14 protein-coding genes, 1 tRNA gene and 2 pseudogenes are annotated in these 16,581 nt (G+C 52.5%); 5 read left to right on the forward strand and 12 right to left on the reverse strand.

The annotated features are described in order from the left end of the window. Positions 1–177: 177 nt before the first annotated feature. The 3 genes from B4113_RS16065 to B4113_RS19205 all read right to left on the reverse strand — a co-directional run bounded on the left by B4113_RS16065 (position 178) and on the right by B4113_RS19205 (position 1,814). Positions 178–582: a hypothetical protein gene (locus tag B4113_RS16065; RefSeq protein ID WP_033843645.1), complete on the reverse strand. Its 405-nt coding sequence runs from the start codon at positions 580–582 to the stop codon at positions 178–180. Further along, a complete protein-coding gene (gene glsA, locus B4113_RS16070) occupies positions 551–1,522 on the reverse strand; it encodes a glutaminase A (protein WP_051962684.1) in 972 nt (323 codons plus the stop codon). Before glsA ends, B4113_RS16065 begins: the two co-directional genes overlap by 32 nt. A gap of 127 nt (positions 1,523–1,649) precedes the next feature. Then, the gene (locus B4113_RS19205; RefSeq protein ID WP_172418430.1) at positions 1,650–1,814 is read right to left on the reverse strand and encodes a hypothetical protein; all 165 of its coding nucleotides are present in this window, start codon (positions 1,812–1,814) and stop codon (positions 1,650–1,652) included. Between the two features lie 259 nt (positions 1,815–2,073). Here B4113_RS19205 and B4113_RS16075 point away from each other — a divergent pair. Further along, positions 2,074–2,147: transfer RNA gene (locus B4113_RS16075), tRNA-Pro, on the forward strand. 332 nt (positions 2,148–2,479) lie between these two features. Here B4113_RS16075 and bioF read toward each other — a convergent pair. Beyond that, positions 2,480–3,652: an 8-amino-7-oxononanoate synthase gene (bioF, locus tag B4113_RS16080; RefSeq protein WP_033843644.1), complete on the reverse strand. Its 1,173-nt coding sequence runs from the start codon at positions 3,650–3,652 to the stop codon at positions 2,480–2,482. Between the two features lie 208 nt (positions 3,653–3,860). On the opposite strand from bioF, the gene B4113_RS16085 reads away from it, so the two are divergent. Further along, entirely contained in the window at positions 3,861–4,046 is a 186-nt protein-coding gene (locus B4113_RS16085) for a small acid-soluble spore protein H (RefSeq protein ID WP_033843643.1), read from the forward strand. 153 nt (positions 4,047–4,199) lie between these two features. On the opposite strand, the pseudogene B4113_RS16090 reads toward B4113_RS16085, so the two are convergent. The 6 genes and pseudogenes from B4113_RS16090 to B4113_RS16120 all read right to left on the reverse strand — a co-directional run. Beyond that, a pseudogene (locus B4113_RS16090) lies at positions 4,200–4,340 on the reverse strand (glyoxalase); the annotation flags it as partial. Next, a complete protein-coding gene (locus tag B4113_RS16095) occupies positions 4,337–5,119 on the reverse strand; it encodes a YhfC family intramembrane metalloprotease (protein ID WP_033843641.1) in 783 nt (260 codons plus the stop codon). The pseudogene B4113_RS16090 and the gene B4113_RS16095, both read right to left, overlap by 4 nt. Positions 5,120–5,142: 23 nt before the next feature. After that, positions 5,143–5,790 carry an SdpI family protein gene (locus B4113_RS16100; RefSeq protein ID WP_033843640.1) on the reverse strand — a complete coding sequence of 216 codons (648 nt, stop codon included), beginning with the start codon at positions 5,788–5,790 and terminating at the stop codon, positions 5,143–5,145. Beyond that, positions 5,777–6,061: an autorepressor SdpR family transcription factor gene (locus B4113_RS16105; RefSeq protein ID WP_033018629.1), complete on the reverse strand. Its 285-nt coding sequence runs from the start codon at positions 6,059–6,061 to the stop codon at positions 5,777–5,779. Before B4113_RS16105 ends, B4113_RS16100 begins: the two co-directional genes overlap by 14 nt. Positions 6,062–6,510: 449 nt before the next feature. Then, positions 6,511–8,178: a class I adenylate-forming enzyme family protein gene (locus B4113_RS16115; protein WP_197055020.1), complete on the reverse strand. Its 1,668-nt coding sequence runs from the start codon at positions 8,176–8,178 to the stop codon at positions 6,511–6,513. Positions 8,179–8,416: 238 nt separating this feature from the next. Further along, entirely contained in the window at positions 8,417–8,932 is a 516-nt protein-coding gene (locus tag B4113_RS16120) for a DoxX family protein (protein WP_033843638.1), read from the reverse strand. A gap of 188 nt (positions 8,933–9,120) precedes the next feature. Here B4113_RS16120 and B4113_RS16125 point away from each other — a divergent pair, with 188 nt between their 5' ends. Then, positions 9,121–9,447 carry a diguanylate cyclase domain-containing protein gene (locus tag B4113_RS16125; protein ID WP_255358740.1) on the forward strand — a complete coding sequence of 109 codons (327 nt, stop codon included), beginning with the start codon at positions 9,121–9,123 and terminating at the stop codon, positions 9,445–9,447. An 82-nt stretch (positions 9,448–9,529) separates the two neighbouring features. Further along, a pseudogene (locus tag B4113_RS16130) lies at positions 9,530–9,784 on the forward strand (4-hydroxyphenylacetate 3-hydroxylase C-terminal domain-containing protein); the annotation flags it as partial. A 236-nt stretch (positions 9,785–10,020) separates the two neighbouring features. On the opposite strand, the gene B4113_RS16135 reads toward B4113_RS16130, so the two are convergent. Next, positions 10,021–11,457 carry a sodium/proline symporter gene (locus tag B4113_RS16135; RefSeq protein ID WP_033843634.1) on the reverse strand — a complete coding sequence of 479 codons (1,437 nt, stop codon included), beginning with the start codon at positions 11,455–11,457 and terminating at the stop codon, positions 10,021–10,023. Between the two features lie 288 nt (positions 11,458–11,745). Here B4113_RS16135 and B4113_RS16145 point away from each other — a divergent pair, with 288 nt between their 5' ends. Further along, on the forward strand, positions 11,746–12,987 hold the full coding sequence (locus tag B4113_RS16145; RefSeq protein ID WP_061912681.1) for an aminopeptidase: 1,242 nt from the start codon (positions 11,746–11,748) through the stop codon (positions 12,985–12,987). A 240-nt stretch (positions 12,988–13,227) separates the two neighbouring features. Here B4113_RS16145 and B4113_RS16150 read toward each other — a convergent pair whose 3' ends face one another. Next, complete coding sequence (locus B4113_RS16150; protein WP_033843631.1) at positions 13,228–16,038, reverse strand: lipopolysaccharide assembly protein LapB; 2,811 nt, start codon at positions 16,036–16,038, stop codon at positions 13,228–13,230. Positions 16,039–16,581 lie beyond the last annotated feature (543 nt).

Here is a 16,581-nt window from a genome sequence, read left to right on the forward strand (position 1 = left end):
TTGCATCAACGTCCGTTGCTTTGGTTCACGATCCAAGCCTATCACACGAGTCTCGTCTTAAAATTTTTCTACCGGTAGCCTTGACGGGTATGGGCTGAAACGCCCCCTCTATCACTTCCCGTAACCGGTGACCTTCTGTCCGACCTTTCCCCGAAACGAGCGGCGCGCGCCCATTTTTTATACCTCGACCGCCTTTCCTTCCTCAACGACATGATACAGCAAATGCGCCAAATGGTGAATCGGACCGTATTCCTCTTCGCCGTCTTCCGTCATTTCCTCTTCTTCCGCAAATTCGAGGTCGTTTAAGTAGAGCGCCATAAACTCATAAAAGTCTTTCAGCTCAAAGCTGTAGCACGCGCTTGGGTCTTCGCTATCTTCTTCGTATTGAAGCATTAAATACGATACGTTGCCTTCGCGATCCTCGGCATCGAAAAAGACAAAATAGCCGATGTTCGTGTCGAGGTCAAACAGATGCCGCGTCCCGCCTTCGGTCGCCTTGTCAAAATCCTCTTGGCTCAATTTGCCGACGTTCATCGCTTCCACATCATCTTCACGGTGAAACTGGACCGTAAACGTTTTCAACGTCATTTCCTCCTCCAAAAATGCTTAATGAATACGTTTTGGACAGCCGCTCGAGCAGTTTCACCCCGGCTAGACTGTTCCCTTTGTCGTCAAGTGCCGGGCCGAAAATGCCGATGCCGCACCGCCCGGGCACGGCGGCGAGAATGCCGCCCGAGACGCCGCTTTTCGCCGGAATGCCGACCTTGATGGCAAATTCACCGGACGCATTGTACATGCCGCACGTGACCATGAACGTTTTGCAAATGCGGGCGACATCGAGCGGCATGAGCGGTTTGCCCGAATGCGGATCGCGCCCGTCAAGCGCGAACACCAAACCGATGCGCGCCAAGTCAACGCACGTCATTTCGATGGCGCACTGCTTCGTGTACAAGTCGATCAACTGTTCAACGTCTTCATCAATAATACCATGTTGCTTCAAAAAATAGCAAAGCGACCGGTTTAAAAACGCGGTTGCAAATTCGGAACGGGCCACTTCGTCGGAGTACGAGATGTGTTCGTTGCCAGCGAGACGGCGGACAAACGCCAACAACCGGTTCAGCCGTTCGGGCACCGAGCCGCCTTCAATCATCGACGTGACGACAAGCGCGCCGGCGTTAATCATCGGATTCAGCGGCTTGGCCGGTTTTTCCTCTAACTTGGCAATGGAATGAAACGGATAATCCGTCGGCTCCATGCCGACTTTGCGGAACACTTCATCTTCTCCGTGATCCATCAACACAAGGGCGAGGGCAAGAATTTTGGAAATGCTTTGCAGCGTCACTTTCACCGTCACATCGCCGGCGCTTACTACTTCGCCGTCCGGGGTATAAACGGCGACTGACAGTTCATTCGGATTCGCTTTGTCTAGAGCGGGAATATAATCGGCCACTTTGCCATAGCAGGCGTACGGCTTCGCTTCTTCGACAAAGCGGGCCAGTTCTTCTTGATTGTACACAAGCATCACCGATCGTTAGTATCGCCTATTTTTTCCGTTTCTATGCCCAAACGGTTCACTTTCCGACGGGAGCGCTTTGCCCTCGCCAAGCGGACCGCCGGCAAATAACGGCCCTGCTCCTCTCAAGATGTCCTTAGCCTGTTGTTTGAACGGCAGCTGTTTTTTCTTGTTCTTCCTCCGCAAACACGTTTTTCAAATCGATCGTAAATCCGAGAAAGGGGCGGACAGGAATCGTCTCATCGCGAACATACATCCCTTGATGGCGGAATCTCCCTTCTTCGAGCACATAGACATCCATCGTCTTTCTCCAACAACCTTGTTGTAGGCAAGGGAGAACGGTTTCAAGTATAATAAAAAAGAGGTGAGGAGCATGCAAGAAGCCATCAACATGTCCCCGTCATGGGAACATCAAATCGTTTGCGACAATCTTGTTTCCATGATCAAAGGAAAAAGTCCATGCCAACTTTCAACGGCATCTTTTTCTGCCTTCATGAAAAATTAGCCATTGATCTTGTCCTGTTTTTCTTGTATAATGAAGTATGTCTGACCAACCTTTTCGGGATGTAGCTCAGCTTGGTAGAGCACACGCATGGGGTGCGTGGGGTCGCAGGTTCAAATCCTGTCATCCCGATCGATCGAAGGAGACCAGCCGGAAAACGTCCGGCTGGTTTTTTTGTTCTCTCACCCATTTCCTTCTCGTGACGCCGTTTTTCCCTAGGAGACTGGTGATTTACTCGCGGATACGGCTTTACAATGCCATTTCTCAACTAGAAAAACCTTGTTGTATCGGGCCTGCTTTTCAATCATTCTTCCATTGATGAAGGAAATCAGCCGTTTTTCACCAGCCTCCTAGATACGGCTTTGCAATGTCACTTCTCAATTAGAAAAACCTTGTTGCATCGATCCTGCTTTTCGCCCATTCCCCCCATTGAGTAAGGGAATCAGCCGTTTTTCACCGCCCTCCTAGGAAATCAACCCGATCTGCCTTCCTGCCCAAGCGATGCGGTCAACAGCCACATCAACATCTTCTGCCGTCATGGCGGCGGTGATAGAAAAGCGAATGCGAGCCGTTCCCTCGGGGACGGTCGGCGGCCGAATGGCGATGGCGGCAAGGCCCGCTTCCTGCAGCAACTCGCTCATCGCCACAGCTTGGTCGTTCGGACCGACGATCACGGGAACGATCGGCGTCTCGCTGCCGCCGGTGTCAAAGCCGAGCTGTGTCAGTTTCGTGCGGAACCGTTCACTGAAGGCGTGCAGCCGCTCGCGCCGCTCCGGTTCGGATTGGACGATACGAATGGCCGCTTCATTGGCAGCCAGAACAGCAGGCGGCAAGGCGGTCGTAAAAATGAAGCTGCGAGCGCTGTTTATCAAGTAGTCGATCAGCCACGGCTCGCCGGTGACATACGCTCCGAAGCTGCCGAGCGCTTTGCTGAAAGTGCCGATGGCGATCACATCTTCTTCTTTCTCGAGCCCGAAATGGTGAAGCAACCCTTCGCCGTTCGGCCCAAGCACCCCGCCGCTGTGCGCTTCATCGACAATCAATATCGCGCGGTAGCGCCGTTTCAGCTCGACAAGCTCCGATAATGGCGCTAGATCGCCGTCCATGCTAAAAACAGCATCGGTGACGATCCATTTTCGTTTGCCCGGCGGAGATTGCCTTAATAATGCTTCCAACTGATCGACGTCATTATGCCGGTAGCGGAAACAGGTGGCTTTGCTCAGGCGAATCCCGTCAATTAAGCTTGCATGGTTCCACTCGTCGCTAAAGACGAGATCATCGCGGCGAATGAGCGCCGTCAGCACACCGATATTCGCGGTATAACCGCTGTTGAAAATGAGCGCAGCCTCCGCTTGTTTCCACTGTTTCAACGCGGCTTCGGCCCGCTCATAGAGCGGATGGTTACCGATGACGAGCCGTGACGCACCCGCTCCGGCCCCGTAGGTCCGCATCGCCTCGCAACCCGCTTCAATGAGCCGCTGGTCATCCGCCAACCCTAAATAATTATTGGACGCTAAATTTAACATTGGCTTTCCGTTCAGGATGACCGAAGCGCCTGAGGTTTGTGCTCGGCGCAGCTGGCGCTTTTGCGCTTTTTGTTCCCATTCGTGCAGTTTGGCGATTAGTTCGGTTTTCATCCCTATCCCCCTTATATGTAAACTTTTTATAAAAAATAGTTTACATTAAAAACCGCGAATCGACTAGGAAAAGATGGTCAGTTTCGTTTGTTGATTATTTAGCACATAGTTCTGTTAATTATTGATTTCTACCCTCGACCACATGCATAGTCCAACCGCAGACATGTCATACTATACGTGTTATCGGCAAAAACAGGAGGTGTGAGAAATGGATGTCCGTCGGGCACAAGAGATCGCCTCGTCGCCGGTGATGGCGAACATCACGTACAACGGCCAGCGCATTTACATTGAGCATGTCGACCAGCAAAAAGGAACGGCAACGATCCATCCGCTTGACAATCCGAATCAAAAACAAAGCGTACCGGTCGTCAGCTTAGAGGAGCATTCGTCATAAAAAACGAGGCTGTCTAAAAAGTTCATTTTAGTTGAAAATCCACCAAAATTAAAACCCAAAGAATGTTGATTTTACAGCATTCTTTGGGTTTGCTTTTTTTTAGATTTCGGGATTAAATACTACTTTTCCGACAGCCCCGTGTTTGTTAATGGAAAGTCCGCCGTTTGCCTTCAGCGACTCAGGTTTTTCGATTTCCTGAAAACCGAGCACATCCGTATAAAACGCCCGCGCCTCATCTTCAGCGCCAAATGGAATACAAATTTGCACATGATCAAGCTGTTTGATATGAATCATCGTTCCTCTCCTCCCTGTGCGAACGCCGGTTTGACCCGGCGGATGAACGAAACCGCCGCAACCGCCCAAATGAGCAGCCCGCCTTCGATCATCCAAATGTTGGTGACGGCTTTCGCTTGATAAAGCGCCGGTAAGACGTCCATCGCCGCGTGAAGCAAAATCGCGTACAGGACATAGCGGAACTGCCGCTGGCGAACGCCAAGCAAAACGAGGAGCGACAGCGCCACATGCACCGCCAAAGCAAACAGCCGTTCTATGCCGCCCAACACGTACATCGCCAACGGCGTGTGCAGCACTTGTTCTTTGATCAGCTCCGCCTGGCCTGCCGGGAGCGATGGGGCAATCGTTTTGTCGAAGGCGCCTGTTCGGATTAAAATCAGAAGCACAATCGTGTTCACAGCGCCAAACACGCCAAGCAGCACTGCTTCCACCCCGCCGTGCCCAAGCCCGAATGACAAGCCGTCGCCATACGCCCGGTTTTGTTTCAACAGCCAGCGAAACCCGACATAACGGCCGATTTCCTCAAACACGCCGGCAGCCAGCGCGGCGTACAACACAAAGAGCCAAACGTTGTCTGTCCCTTTCAGCGCCGGCCGCCCCGGTTCAAGGACAGCGATGTGAAGCGCTTTTTCCAACACTTGTGAAAACATAAGAAACATCAGCGCACCGATGCCGAGCGCTTTCCACGAAAGCCATCCTTTTTTTCTTCCGTACCATGCGAGACCAACTGGAACAAACAACGAAATGGCGAGCTGCACCGCCGCACCGGTCATTCCCACGTCCTCTCCCCCCTCCCGCTTATTTATGAGCGGTTGCGTTGTTCTTGCTGCTCATAAAGAAACGATCGAACGATAAGATACAAATTGCCGACAACGATGATGACGAGAAACAAAACAGCTCTCATCTCTCCAGGCCAAAACGCGGTGAGCATCGACAAAATCCCCATGGCGATAAACACTTTGCCGCCAAGACGGTGCGTTTTGTGCCAAACCGTCTCACTCGCTAATGTCCACGGTGTGCGAATGCCGATGAAATAATTGTGTTTGATTTTCGGCAGATAATTTCCGATGACAAGAAACAGACCGCCGATGGCAAGCGGCATGAACGCCCCAACCTCGACAGAAAATCCAAGGTTGTACGCCAATGTCACGGCATGCAGCGCCAAGAAAAAGCAGGAAAGCGCCGCATTGACAATACGATAGCTTTTTTGAAAGCGGGCGTAATGTTCCCTTTTCGGGTCGAGCTTCGGCAAGACCGCCGTCAAAAACGTGAATACCGTCATGAGAACGGGCAGCAGCAACACGCCAAACCATTTGTTGCTGAAGCCATCCGCTTTCCCTGATGCGTTCCAATGGATCGCCACTTGATCCGGCAAATACGGAAGAGCGACCAAACTCAAGAAATAAGCGAGAACCGTCAACACGATCGTCAGCCGGCTAACGTTCATCATGTCCCTCCCCCTTTTCGACAAAATCGTAAAACCAGCGAAGCAAATCTTGAAACACCGTCGTGTTCAGAGAGTAGTAGATATGCTGTCCCTCGCGCCGGTCTTGCACCAAATCAGCCTGCTTGAGAATTTTCAAATGATGCGATACGCTTGGCTTTTGCATAGCAAAATGTGAAGCGATTTCTCCTGCCGTCAGCTCTCCTGCCCGCAGCAACGTTAAAATCTTCCGGCGCGTCGGATCAGCAATCGCTTTAAACGCTTCGTTGAACGACAATGGTCATCCCACCTTGTGAGCGATGTTTCGATGCGTCTTACGGAGTTAGGAAGACACCGGAAGAGCGTTGGCGTTGCCTCGTATGGCCAATGTGAACAAGTTTTCATACATGCATACGTATATAGTTAGATAGTTAGGAAAACATCTAAGTATCCGATAAACAATTTTCTATTAATCAAAGAATATTCCATTGTCATTCGACTGTCAATGCCTTTTCCCGTTTTCCCCGTAGATATCAGTGGAAAGGTGGGCGCGCGGCTAGGCGCCCCTGAGTCCATGGTAACGTGGGGTTTGGCTTCCCACTGATTTCCGTTAACCCCCCGTCGGCCAAGCGGCAAGCAAGCGCTCGCTTTTTTCTCCATCAGTTCGTCTGTTCATTGCCGCAAATTCTCCACCATGATCCCCCTTTTTTCGGAAAAGGCGGGGCGGCCCGTGCCCCCGCCGCTATGTTATTCTCTTGGAAGCAGCTTTCGCAATACTTTGCCTGACGGCGTCGCCGGCAATTCATCAATGAACTCGATATAACGCGGATACTTGAACGCCGCCATATGCGTTTTCGCCCATTCGATCAAGTCAGACGGCGCGACCCTTCCTTTGTACGAATCGTGAAGAACAACAAACGCTTTCGGCACTTCCCCTTTCATCGGATCAGGCACACCGATGACTGCGCATTGCTTGACGGCCGGATGTTCGTTCAACAACGCTTCGACGTCTTCTGGAAAGACGCTGTAGCCGGACACTTTGATCATCTCTTTCAGCCGCCCTTGGAAATACAAATAGCCGTCTTCATCGACATACCCGATATCGCCAGTGTACACCCACCCATCTTTCAGCGTCTCGTTCGTCGCATCAGCGCGGCGGAAGTAGCCTTTAAAAACCCCCGGATTTTTGACGACAATTTCCCCCGACTGTCCGGGCCCAAGCTCTTGTTTCGTTTCCGGATCCACGATGCGAATGTCCGTCTCATACGTTGGGATGCCGCACGAGTCAAATTTCACACGGTCATCCGGCATGAACGTGTCACACGTATGCGTCTCGCTCAACCCGTAGGCGGCTTCATACAACAGGCAGCCACCGGTCGCTTCCGCCCACCGCTCAGCAAGGTCTTTCGTCACCGGCAGGCCGAAGCTTGTCGCTAAGTTGCGTTTTAGGCTCGATAAATCCGCATTGACAGAAGAGAGCGCCTGCAGGATGGCCGCGTTCATCGGAGCAATACTGTACCATGCCGTGACTTTGTACGTTTCGATGGCTTTGATCGTCGCCAGCGGGTCGAAGCGGGTGAATAATACGCACGGATGTCCCGTGTACACCGGCATATTCAGTCCCATCACCATGCCGGCAATATGGCAAAGCGGGGAATGGGCCATAAGCTGTTCGCGTTTTTCCGTCAGCCGGTTCGCTTGGGCCGATGCGGCCGTCTTAAATAGCGCATTACCATAGGTGAGCATCGCTCCTTTCGGCCGACCGGTCGTCCCGGACGTAAAAACGATCAACCCGACATCGTTCCACAAGTCAATGGGAGCGGTCTCATCAAGCGGCGGAGAAGCGGCAATGATGGTGGTAAAATCGTCCGCGCCTTCACACGTCTGCTTCGGTCGCAGCACCTCCTCGCAAAGCGGGATCTCCCCTGCCGGATCCGCATAGTCACCGTAATGACAGGCGACCGTAAACGACAGCGGCGCCGTTTGTTGTTCAGCTTGTTGAATGCGGGATAATCCTTCTTCCCCAGCGATGATGCCGACAAGCGGCACTTCGGAAAAGAAGTAAGCAAGTTCAGATTCGCGGTACATCGGATTGAGCGGAACGACAATGCCGCCAAGCTGCTGAACGGCGAAGTGAGCGATGATGTATTGTGGGCAGTTTTGCATGTACAAAGCCACGCAGCTCCCCTTTTCCACTCCCTTTTCCCGCAAATAGCGGGCAAACCGGTGGACATGGTCAAGCAGCGTCCCCCATGTGATCACCGTATTGTAGAAGATGTACGCTGGTTCGTTCGCTTCACGTTCACCGCGGTGGCGCAAATAATGATAGAGCGGCTGTTCGCCGAGCACATAGCGAAGCTTCTTCGGCAACCCGCTCGGCCAATACGGGCGCGTTTGGTTCACCTGTTTCACCATCCTCCGATAGAATACTGAACAGTCATTATTTTCATTTTAGAAAACGCTTTCAATCCATGATCATGTCCTCTGCTTCATTCGTATGAATAGAATTTCGCTGTCATTCGTTGATTTCCTTTTTCGAACGACCCATTATTTTCTCCGACATGGCAAACGGCCGCCCCTTTCCACGTTGGAGAAGGAGCGGCCGTTAGGAAAAGGAGGAAAGCCCGGAGCAGCTTACGCGGCTTGACGGCGGTCATTTATGCGCTGCGGCCGGACGATGTGGACGATGCGTTTTATTCGTCCACCAATGACGGAGATATGGCAATACCCAATGATCGAAACCGTAGCGTCCGGCATTGGCTCCGGCGACGAGGATGAAGACGGTGAGCAGCACCATTTGCGGGTTCGTGCTCGTCGTGCCCGAGAACATGAAAGCGAAGTTCATGACAGCTCCCATAAGTGCGGCAAAAGTCGTAAACAATCCGAGAATGAGCGCAATCCCGACGAGAAATTCCCCCCATGGCACGAGGAAGTTGAACAATCCGACATTCGGCAGCGCTACGTTTTCGATAAAGCCCGCCCACCAGCTTTGCACGGCCGGGTGTTCGCCCGTGGCCTTCGCCAACGCTCCTTTTAAAAATCCGGTGGCGTCAAACCCTTGCGTGATTTTTTCCCACCCCGCCATCATCCATTCATACCCTAAATACAACCTTAACACCACCATCAACGCCGACGCTGTGACATGTTCGCGCAACCATTTGACAACCATTTTGTTCCTCCCCTTTCATTTTTACAGTTGTTCTTTACACTTTTATCTTAATCTTTTTTTTACTCGATGAAATGGATTTGTTCATCATTTCACAATACAGTCAAAAAGTTATGACTGAATCATGACGAATATAATTTTTCCCTAAAATCAAAACAAGAGCGTCTTTTATCCTAGGAAAAAGGATTGACATTTCGAGAAATAGCCTAGGACGACGGTGCGCAAACTCGGCGGCACGCTATGGCGGCGAGGAGTTCGCTGTTATTTTGCCGCACGCTTCGCCGTCAAAAGCGGCAGCGGCCGCTGAAGCAATACGGTTGAACATTGAAGGGCTGGCCATTCCACACCGCTTATCGCCCGCTGCCAACTGCGTCACTGTCAGCGTCGGAGCCGCGGTCGCCATCCCGCAGCCAAATGAGCATGCCGAGGCGCTTCTTTCCCTTGCCGATCAGGCGCTATACCAGGCTAAACAAAACGGGCGCAACCGGGTGGAAATCGTCTGTCCCGCTCGCGGATGAACCTCCTTCCCTTTTTTCTAGGCGCGCATACAATGGACATAAACGGTCTTTACGGAAAAAAGAGGGATGGAGACTATGGCCATTAGTAACGGAACCGAGTATATCGAGCGCATTGACAATCTTCGGTCAAATAGCGACGCTTCCAGCCGAACAGCGGGTGCAGCTGTTCCGCTTCGCCTGGGATTTGGTGATGAGCGCCTTTGGAACGCGGCAGACGCTGTACGAACGGTTTTTCTTCGGCGATCCGGCCCGATTTGCGACAACTTTTTCCCATCGCTATGATCGGGAGGAATGCGCCCAAATGGTGCGGCGGTTTTTAGACAGCGAACAACGTTGACAAAACAGCAGCAACCACCGCTCCGGACCGGCATAAACGCCCGCCTTTTCTTCAAAGAGGCGGGAGATCATCAAGCGTTTCGTGTAGAAAAAAGGGGCTGACCCAAAAGGTCGCCTTCTTTCAAGATAGGCACAACATATAGTACAGCAGAAGCAGCCAGTACGTATATATAGCGACGAAAGAGGGCGTCCCGGTCCTTTTGGGACACCCTCATGCTCATGGATTGACGTGATCGATCACATCGTCCGCTGACGATCGGGAAACAGCAAGCTAAACAACACCCCGGCCACCAGCGCAATGGCAAACGTCGTAAACCGTGAACTGATGATGGCCTCAAGCGGCGAGGAAATCCAGATGACCGTGCTGAAAAACCCAGCCAGAATCGTGGCGATGACGCCGATGCCGGAATACCGCTTCCAGAAGAAAGAGAGCAAAATCGCCGGCGACAACGTGCAGCCGATTCCCGCCCATGCCCAACTGACAATGAAATACACAAGCGACTCGGATGTCATCGCCAGCACCAAACCGAGCAGTCCGGCGATGACCACCACCGCGCGGGAAAGCGTGACAAGCTGCTTTTCCGACAGGCGAAGGCGCAAAGAACGCCGGGCAATGTCTTCGCTAATGGCGCTCGTGATGACAAGCAGCTGCGAATCGGCCGTTGTCACGATGGCCGCCAAAATGCCCGACAGCAATACTCCCGCGAGCCACGGCGGCAACAAATCGAGCGCCATATGCGGCAATACCGTTTCCACGTCGGCGAAGGAATGGCCCTGATAAAGGGCAATCGCCGCAAGACCGATGCAAAACGCGCCGCCATAGGCCAGCAGCGTCCAAATGATCGCCACCGTTTTGGCCGTTTTCGCCTCGCGGGCGTCTTTCAACGCCATGAAGCGGACGCTCAGCTGCGGCTGGCCGCCCAGATAGCCGAAAAACCAAGCAAAATTGTTAAACAACAATAGCCCAAGCGCAAATCCAGTGACTCCCCCCGTCCATGAATCAAGGCCTGGTTTCGCGTGATGAAGCGCTTCACTGATCGACAAGCCACCACTATAAATTTCCACGAACGCCACAATGGGCAAAATCACGAGCGTCGCCAGCATGAGCATACTTTGAATCATATCCGTCCAAACGACACTGACGAACCCGCCAGTGTATGACAAGATAATGACAATCGCCACACTGATGACCATGCCAAGCTGCGGATCGATATGAAACACAGCAAACAGTGTCTTGCCCGCTCCGGCAATTTGCGCGCTAAAATAAAACATCATAAAGCTAAAAATAAGGACGGTCGCAAGCCATAAAATCGTTTGTCCGTGCGCACCGAACCGTTTCGCCAAATAGCCAGGCAACGTCAGCGCACCGTACCGCTCCGCCTCTTGGCGAAACCGGTCGGCCAAAAAAAGCCAGGCACAGACGATGCCGATGATAATGCCGACAGCCACCCAAATCGCAGAAAGACCGCTCGCAAACACAAACCCCGTGTAGCCAAGCAACAGCCACGCCGATTCCCCTGTCGCCCGCTCAGAAAAAGCGAGCGCCCAACCCGGAAGCTTTTTTCCGCCAAGCAAAAAATCGCTATGGCTCATCTCTTTTTTTCCATACCAATAACCAAGCGCCGCCATCACAAGACAATACAGCACGAGCTCCGCCAAGATGAGGCCATTCATCGTTTCTCCTCCCTCGTGATCTTGTTCGCCTCACGACACCGCCGCCCGCCGTTTCCCCCGTAAAAAACCGGCATTGCCATCGAACGAAGACGACAATGCCGGTACAGCCAAGAAAAGTGCAGCTTCTGAGTTATTTGGTTCATTACTACCATTATGATGATGGGAAGCGGTTTATGCTGAAATTCTTGCTCCACTCGTTGTCACTTTTCCTTCTCGCCGTTCAAAAAGTTGCAAAAAACAACGCTATGTAATAAAGTGGACTTGACACCAAAAAAAGGAGTGAACGATATGGATCGCTGGGAAAACGAGCTAAACAAATACGCCGAATTGGCCGTCAAAGTCGGCGTCAACATTCAGCCTGGACAGACGCTGTTTGTCAACGCCCCGCTCGAGGCGGCACCGCTCGTTCGGAAAATCGCCAAAACGGCGTACGAAACCGGGGCGAAACACGTGTATGTCGAGTGGAACGATGAGGCGCTTACATACATCAAATTTCATCACGCCCCTGAGGAAGCGTTTTCCGAATATCCGATGTGGCGGGCCAAAGCGATGGAAGAGCTCGTCGAACAAGGAGCAGCCTTTTTATCCATTTACGCCCCTAATCCTGACTTGTTAAAAGACGTCGATCCGAAGCGGATCGCGACCGCCAATAAAGCAGCGGCCCAAGCGCTCGCCAACTACCGGAGCGCCATCATGGCCGACCGGAACTGCTGGTCGCTCCTGTCCGTCCCGACGGCGGCATGGGCGCGAAAAGTATTTGGCGATCTGCGTGATGAAGAAGCCATCGACAAATTATGGGAAGCGATTTTCCGCATCGTCCGCGTCGACCGAGACGATCCGATCGCGGCTTGGCGCGAACATAACGATCAGCTCGCCCGCATCGTCGCTTACTTAAACAACAAGCAATACAAACAGCTCGTTTACGAAGCGCCGGGTACCAACATCACGGTCGAGCTCGTCGACGGACACGTTTGGCACGGCAGCGCCGCGACCAGCCAAACCGGAGTGCGCTTCAACCCGAACATGCCGACCGAGGAAGTGTTTACGATGCCGCATAAAGATGGCGTCAACGGCACCGTCCGCAACACGAAGCCGCTCAATTACAACGGCAACGTCATCGATGGGTTTACGCTCACGTTCAAAGACGGTCAAGTCGTCGACTTCAGCGCCGAAGAAGGATATGAGACGCTCAAGCATTTGCTTGACACCGATGACGGGGCGCGCCGCCTCGGCGAAGTCGCCCTCGTGCCGCATCAGTCGCCCGTATCGCTGTCCAATCTCATTTTTTACAACACGCTGTTTGACGAAAACGCCGCTTGCCATTTTGCGCTTGGCAAAGCGTACCCGACGAACATCGAAAACGGCGCGGCGCTGTCCAAAGAAGAGCTTAACCGCCGCGGCACCAACGACAGCCTCGTCCACGTCGACTTTATGATCGGCTCAGCCGAACTGAACATCGACGGCGTCACGAAAGACGGCAAGCGCGAACCGATTTTCCGCCGCGGCAACTGGGCGTTCGAATTGTCGTAAGCTGGTTTCCCTTCACTCGAAAAGGCCAGTGAAAAACGGTTGATTCCCTTCATTAATGGGAAAATAAGCGAAAAGCACGATCGATGCAATAAAGTATTTCTCATTGAGAAATAACATCGTCAAGCCGTACCCATGATGAAATCACCAGCCTCCTAAGTCATCAGGCTGCGTCCAACAGGCGGGCAGACCCGACCGTTGGCGCAGCCTGATTCCATTCCAACACGGATTCACATGCAACGATCAAAGCGAACCGATAGGGTTGTTTTCATCTTGCCGCAAATGCACAGCGGCCGATGCCGCCTGCGCCAGTTGCTCGCATTGCCGCAAACGAATGCTAAAGAGAACGAGCGGGTCGCGGTACGCCTCCGGATGGGTGCGCATCTGTTTTAATTCTCTTTCTTGAGCGACCGTTTCGAGCTCCAACCGTTCCAACGTTTCATTTAAAACGGCGGATGGCGCTTGGAAAAACCGAGCCATATCGCGCTCGAGCGATTTGGCAAACCATTCAAACGGCATCAGCAACTGCTGGGCGACCGTTTCCGCCACATCGCTGTAATCTTGCGTTTGCATCCACTGTCGATACCTTTGCGCGAGCATCGCCTTATTTTGCGGAAACGCACCGAGCAGTTTGCCCGCCCCTTTCAACAACAGCTGACTTGGCGTTCTCCGCAAGAAAACGTTCACCTTGTCTATTTGTACTCCGCTGATCAACCGATCCGTATCGCGCCGCCAATCGGCGAGAAGGCGAAAATCGCATTCAAGCTTCAGCCGTTCCTCGCCAAACATGGCATTCAATCCTTCGGCCATTTCATATAAAAACGCTTGGCATTCATTGAATTCATCCTCAGCTCCAGCAATCCACTCGTTTAGAGCACAATGCAACCGCGGCAGCACCTCGCCGTCGATATAGGCGCGAATCCGCTCGTTCACCCGCTCATTCAACTCAAGGTGAAGACGGGCAAAATCGCTGTCGTCGCCCACGAAGTCAGCCGCTTGGCGCAACATGTCGGGGATCGCCGTTGCCAAAGCCGTCCGCGTCTCTTCCAACACCGCGCGGAACGATTTGACGATCTTCACCATCTTTTCTTCTTGCTGATCACCGAACTGGTGAATCGCCCCGTTCAGCTTGGCCGCCATCTCTTTTTTCCAGACAATCGACTCGGCCAACCGGCTTTCCGCCTCCGCTCGCTGCCGGAACAAATGAGCAATGAACTGGCGGATCGTCGCTAATAGCGCCATTTCCCGACGCTCTATCGACCGATGACGACCCAATTCGCCGAGCCAGTCAACGAGCGTTTGCTGCTGGCTGCGGCTTGGGGCATGCGGCGAATAAACGATGACATTGGCTTCCGGAACAACCGTGCGGATATGCGCCTCTATTTCCCGAACAATACTCATTGTCTCCTGCTCATCGACCATCCCGTCTCCTGGAGGAAGCAAAAAGTGAATCGGCGCCTGCGGAATCCGTTCGCGCAGCTGGAATACCAGCTGCTCATCGATGCTAGAAAACGGATCGTCTCCGTTTAGAAGAAAAAGAACGCTGTCGGCAAGCGCAATAGAGATCAGCGCCTCATGGTCGAAGGAAGCGCGCCCGCCAAGCGGACCGATATCGAGCAAGGAAACTCCCTGCGGCAAAAGGGAAAACGGAGCTGTGCATTCAATGACCGCATCATCGGGGAACCGGCTTCCGCGACCTCCTGATGCTTGTTGAAACTCTTCAATGTTTGAGAAAACCGTAAACTGTTCATCGCTGATTTTCACTATTTCGGCTTCTTCCCCGTGTTTCCACACGAGCACCGGGGCAGATGGCGCCGCCAGCGCCGCCTCACCAACCAGCGTCCGCAAAAACGCCAACCGCTCATGGCGCGACGCCCCGGCAATCAACACGCAATGTCCTTGCGCATCCGCTAGACGCCGCATGAGCCAGCGAAATCGGAAATGAGCCCCCGCCCGCTGCGCTTCTGCCCATTCGGCCATTTCTTCAAACAGGGCTAGCGCTGCTTCCCGTGTTTTTCCTCTTGTTCCCATAAGCCGCTTGGCCGCATCACGAATGATGTCTTCGGCAAACGCCTCGGGAACTTTCTCGCTCCACGCCAACAAGGCAGCCGCAGCCACCGCCGCCGCGGAACCTTCCGCCATATTCACCCAGCTTTTTAACAGCGGCGGGATCACTTCCACGAGCTCTTTCCATCGATACGGTCCTTTCATTAACCCTTCGTACGCCTCGGCCAAAAGAGCAGGAATCCTCTTCCACTCATAGTCTCGACCTAGCGCCAACTCATCATCGAGGCGATTCCACTCCGCGAGCCACGAAAAATAGAGATCTCCATCTCGATAACCGTTCCATAGCGCCTGCACAAGCCGCTCAAACTTTACGCGATCCGTTTCATACAACAGCGCTAGGCAGCGTGAAAACCGCGCCGGCGCCATCGTCCGCGCATGTCCTTGTTCCACATAACCGGTCAAAATGTCTGCCCAGCGGCGCGATGAAGTCCGCACCGCCTCCCCCAAAGCGAGCTCAATGGCGCTTTCCCAATCACCTTGTTCCTCGAAAAAGGCACGCGCCCATTCGGTCATGTTCGGATAATCCGGATACAGCGTCACGCCGCGCTTGATCATTTCATCTGCCTTTTCTTTTTCCCCCAACTCGCGATAGAGGGAAAACAAACACAAAATGAGCTCCGCTTGAAGCGTCTCACTTTCCGTCTCGACCGAACGGTACAGCTCCTCAGCCATTCTCAGCTGCCCGAGCTCATAGTAGCTATCCGCCATGTTCTTTTGCGCCCATGGGCGCAGCTCGTCATGAACGTTTTCCCACTTAAAAATGGCGGCCTCATAATCGCGGCGGTGAAAATAGACTTCCCCCTGGGCAAAGCGAATGGACGATAGATCCGCGCCATCGCGGTGCGCGGCGAAAAAAACATCGCCGAGCGCGCCAACCACATCGCCCTCCCTTTCGTCAATTAGCGTTTCATAAAACGTTTTATGAACAAGCCGTTGTTCAAACTCCATGTCCATCACCCAACTTACTGATTTGCCATGCATGTTCATTGTATGGCTTGTTTGGTCATTTTATTTCTATCCTATACATTTTAACAAACTTTCACCACCATGAACGTTTCAATTTGTTTTCATTTGCAAGACAAAAAGCTTCTGCGCTTCCAAATCGTGATCCCTCGAAATAACAAAGCAAGTCAAGATGTTCCGCTTTACACATCGCACTGTTCTCATTTCGTCGAGACTTGCTTTTCAATCGTCCACTCTCGCTTTTTGCATCGCTATCGACTTTACTTGTTCAACCATAATTTCGTCAATAACGTCTTTGGCAAGACCTAAAAGGTCGGTGAAAAACCGCTGATTCGCTTCATCAATGGGAGAACGCATGAAAAGTAGGATCGATGCAAAAAGGTTTTTCTAATTGAGAAATAAAATAGTAAACTCATATCCATGATTAAGTCACCAGCCCCTAAAATTTAGAGAAATTCACGTTTCATTCTTGTCCCCCTCCAGGTTACGTTGGTATTGTCAAAAGTTTATCCTCCACACTCACGGTTTTCCCTTGAGTTTCAACGGTTGGAAGAAAAAAAGCTTGCC

Source organism: Geobacillus sp. B4113_201601, assembly GCF_001587475.1.
Lineage (GTDB): Bacteria > Bacillota > Bacilli > Bacillales > Anoxybacillaceae > Geobacillus > Geobacillus icigianus.

Excerpts from the sequence above, each read along its gene's own strand:
- B4113_RS19205 (WP_172418430.1), bottom strand. The coding sequence starts at position 1,814 with ATGGATGTCTATGTGCTCGAAGAAGGGAGATTCCGCCATCAAGGGATG.
- B4113_RS16150 (WP_033843631.1), bottom strand. The coding sequence starts at position 16,038 with ATGAACATGCATGGCAAATCAGTAAGTTGGGTGATGGACATGGAGTTT.
- B4113_RS16135 (WP_033843634.1), bottom strand. The coding sequence starts at position 11,457 with ATGAATGGCCTCATCTTGGCGGAGCTCGTGCTGTATTGTCTTGTGATG.
- glsA (WP_051962684.1), bottom strand. The coding sequence starts at position 1,522 with ATGCTTGTGTACAATCAAGAAGAACTGGCCCGCTTTGTCGAAGAAGCG.
- B4113_RS16100 (WP_033843640.1), bottom strand. The coding sequence starts at position 5,790 with ATGATGAACGTTAGCCGGCTGACGATCGTGTTGACGGTTCTCGCTTAT.
- bioF (WP_033843644.1), bottom strand. The coding sequence starts at position 3,652 with ATGAAAACCGAACTAATCGCCAAACTGCACGAATGGGAACAAAAAGCG.
- B4113_RS16145 (WP_061912681.1), top strand. The coding sequence starts at position 11,746 with ATGGATCGCTGGGAAAACGAGCTAAACAAATACGCCGAATTGGCCGTC.
- B4113_RS16085 (WP_033843643.1), top strand. The coding sequence starts at position 3,861 with ATGGATGTCCGTCGGGCACAAGAGATCGCCTCGTCGCCGGTGATGGCG.
- B4113_RS16115 (WP_197055020.1), bottom strand. The coding sequence starts at position 8,178 with ATGGTGAAACAGGTGAACCAAACGCGCCCGTATTGGCCGAGCGGGTTG.
- B4113_RS16120 (WP_033843638.1), bottom strand. The coding sequence starts at position 8,932 with ATGGTTGTCAAATGGTTGCGCGAACATGTCACAGCGTCGGCGTTGATG.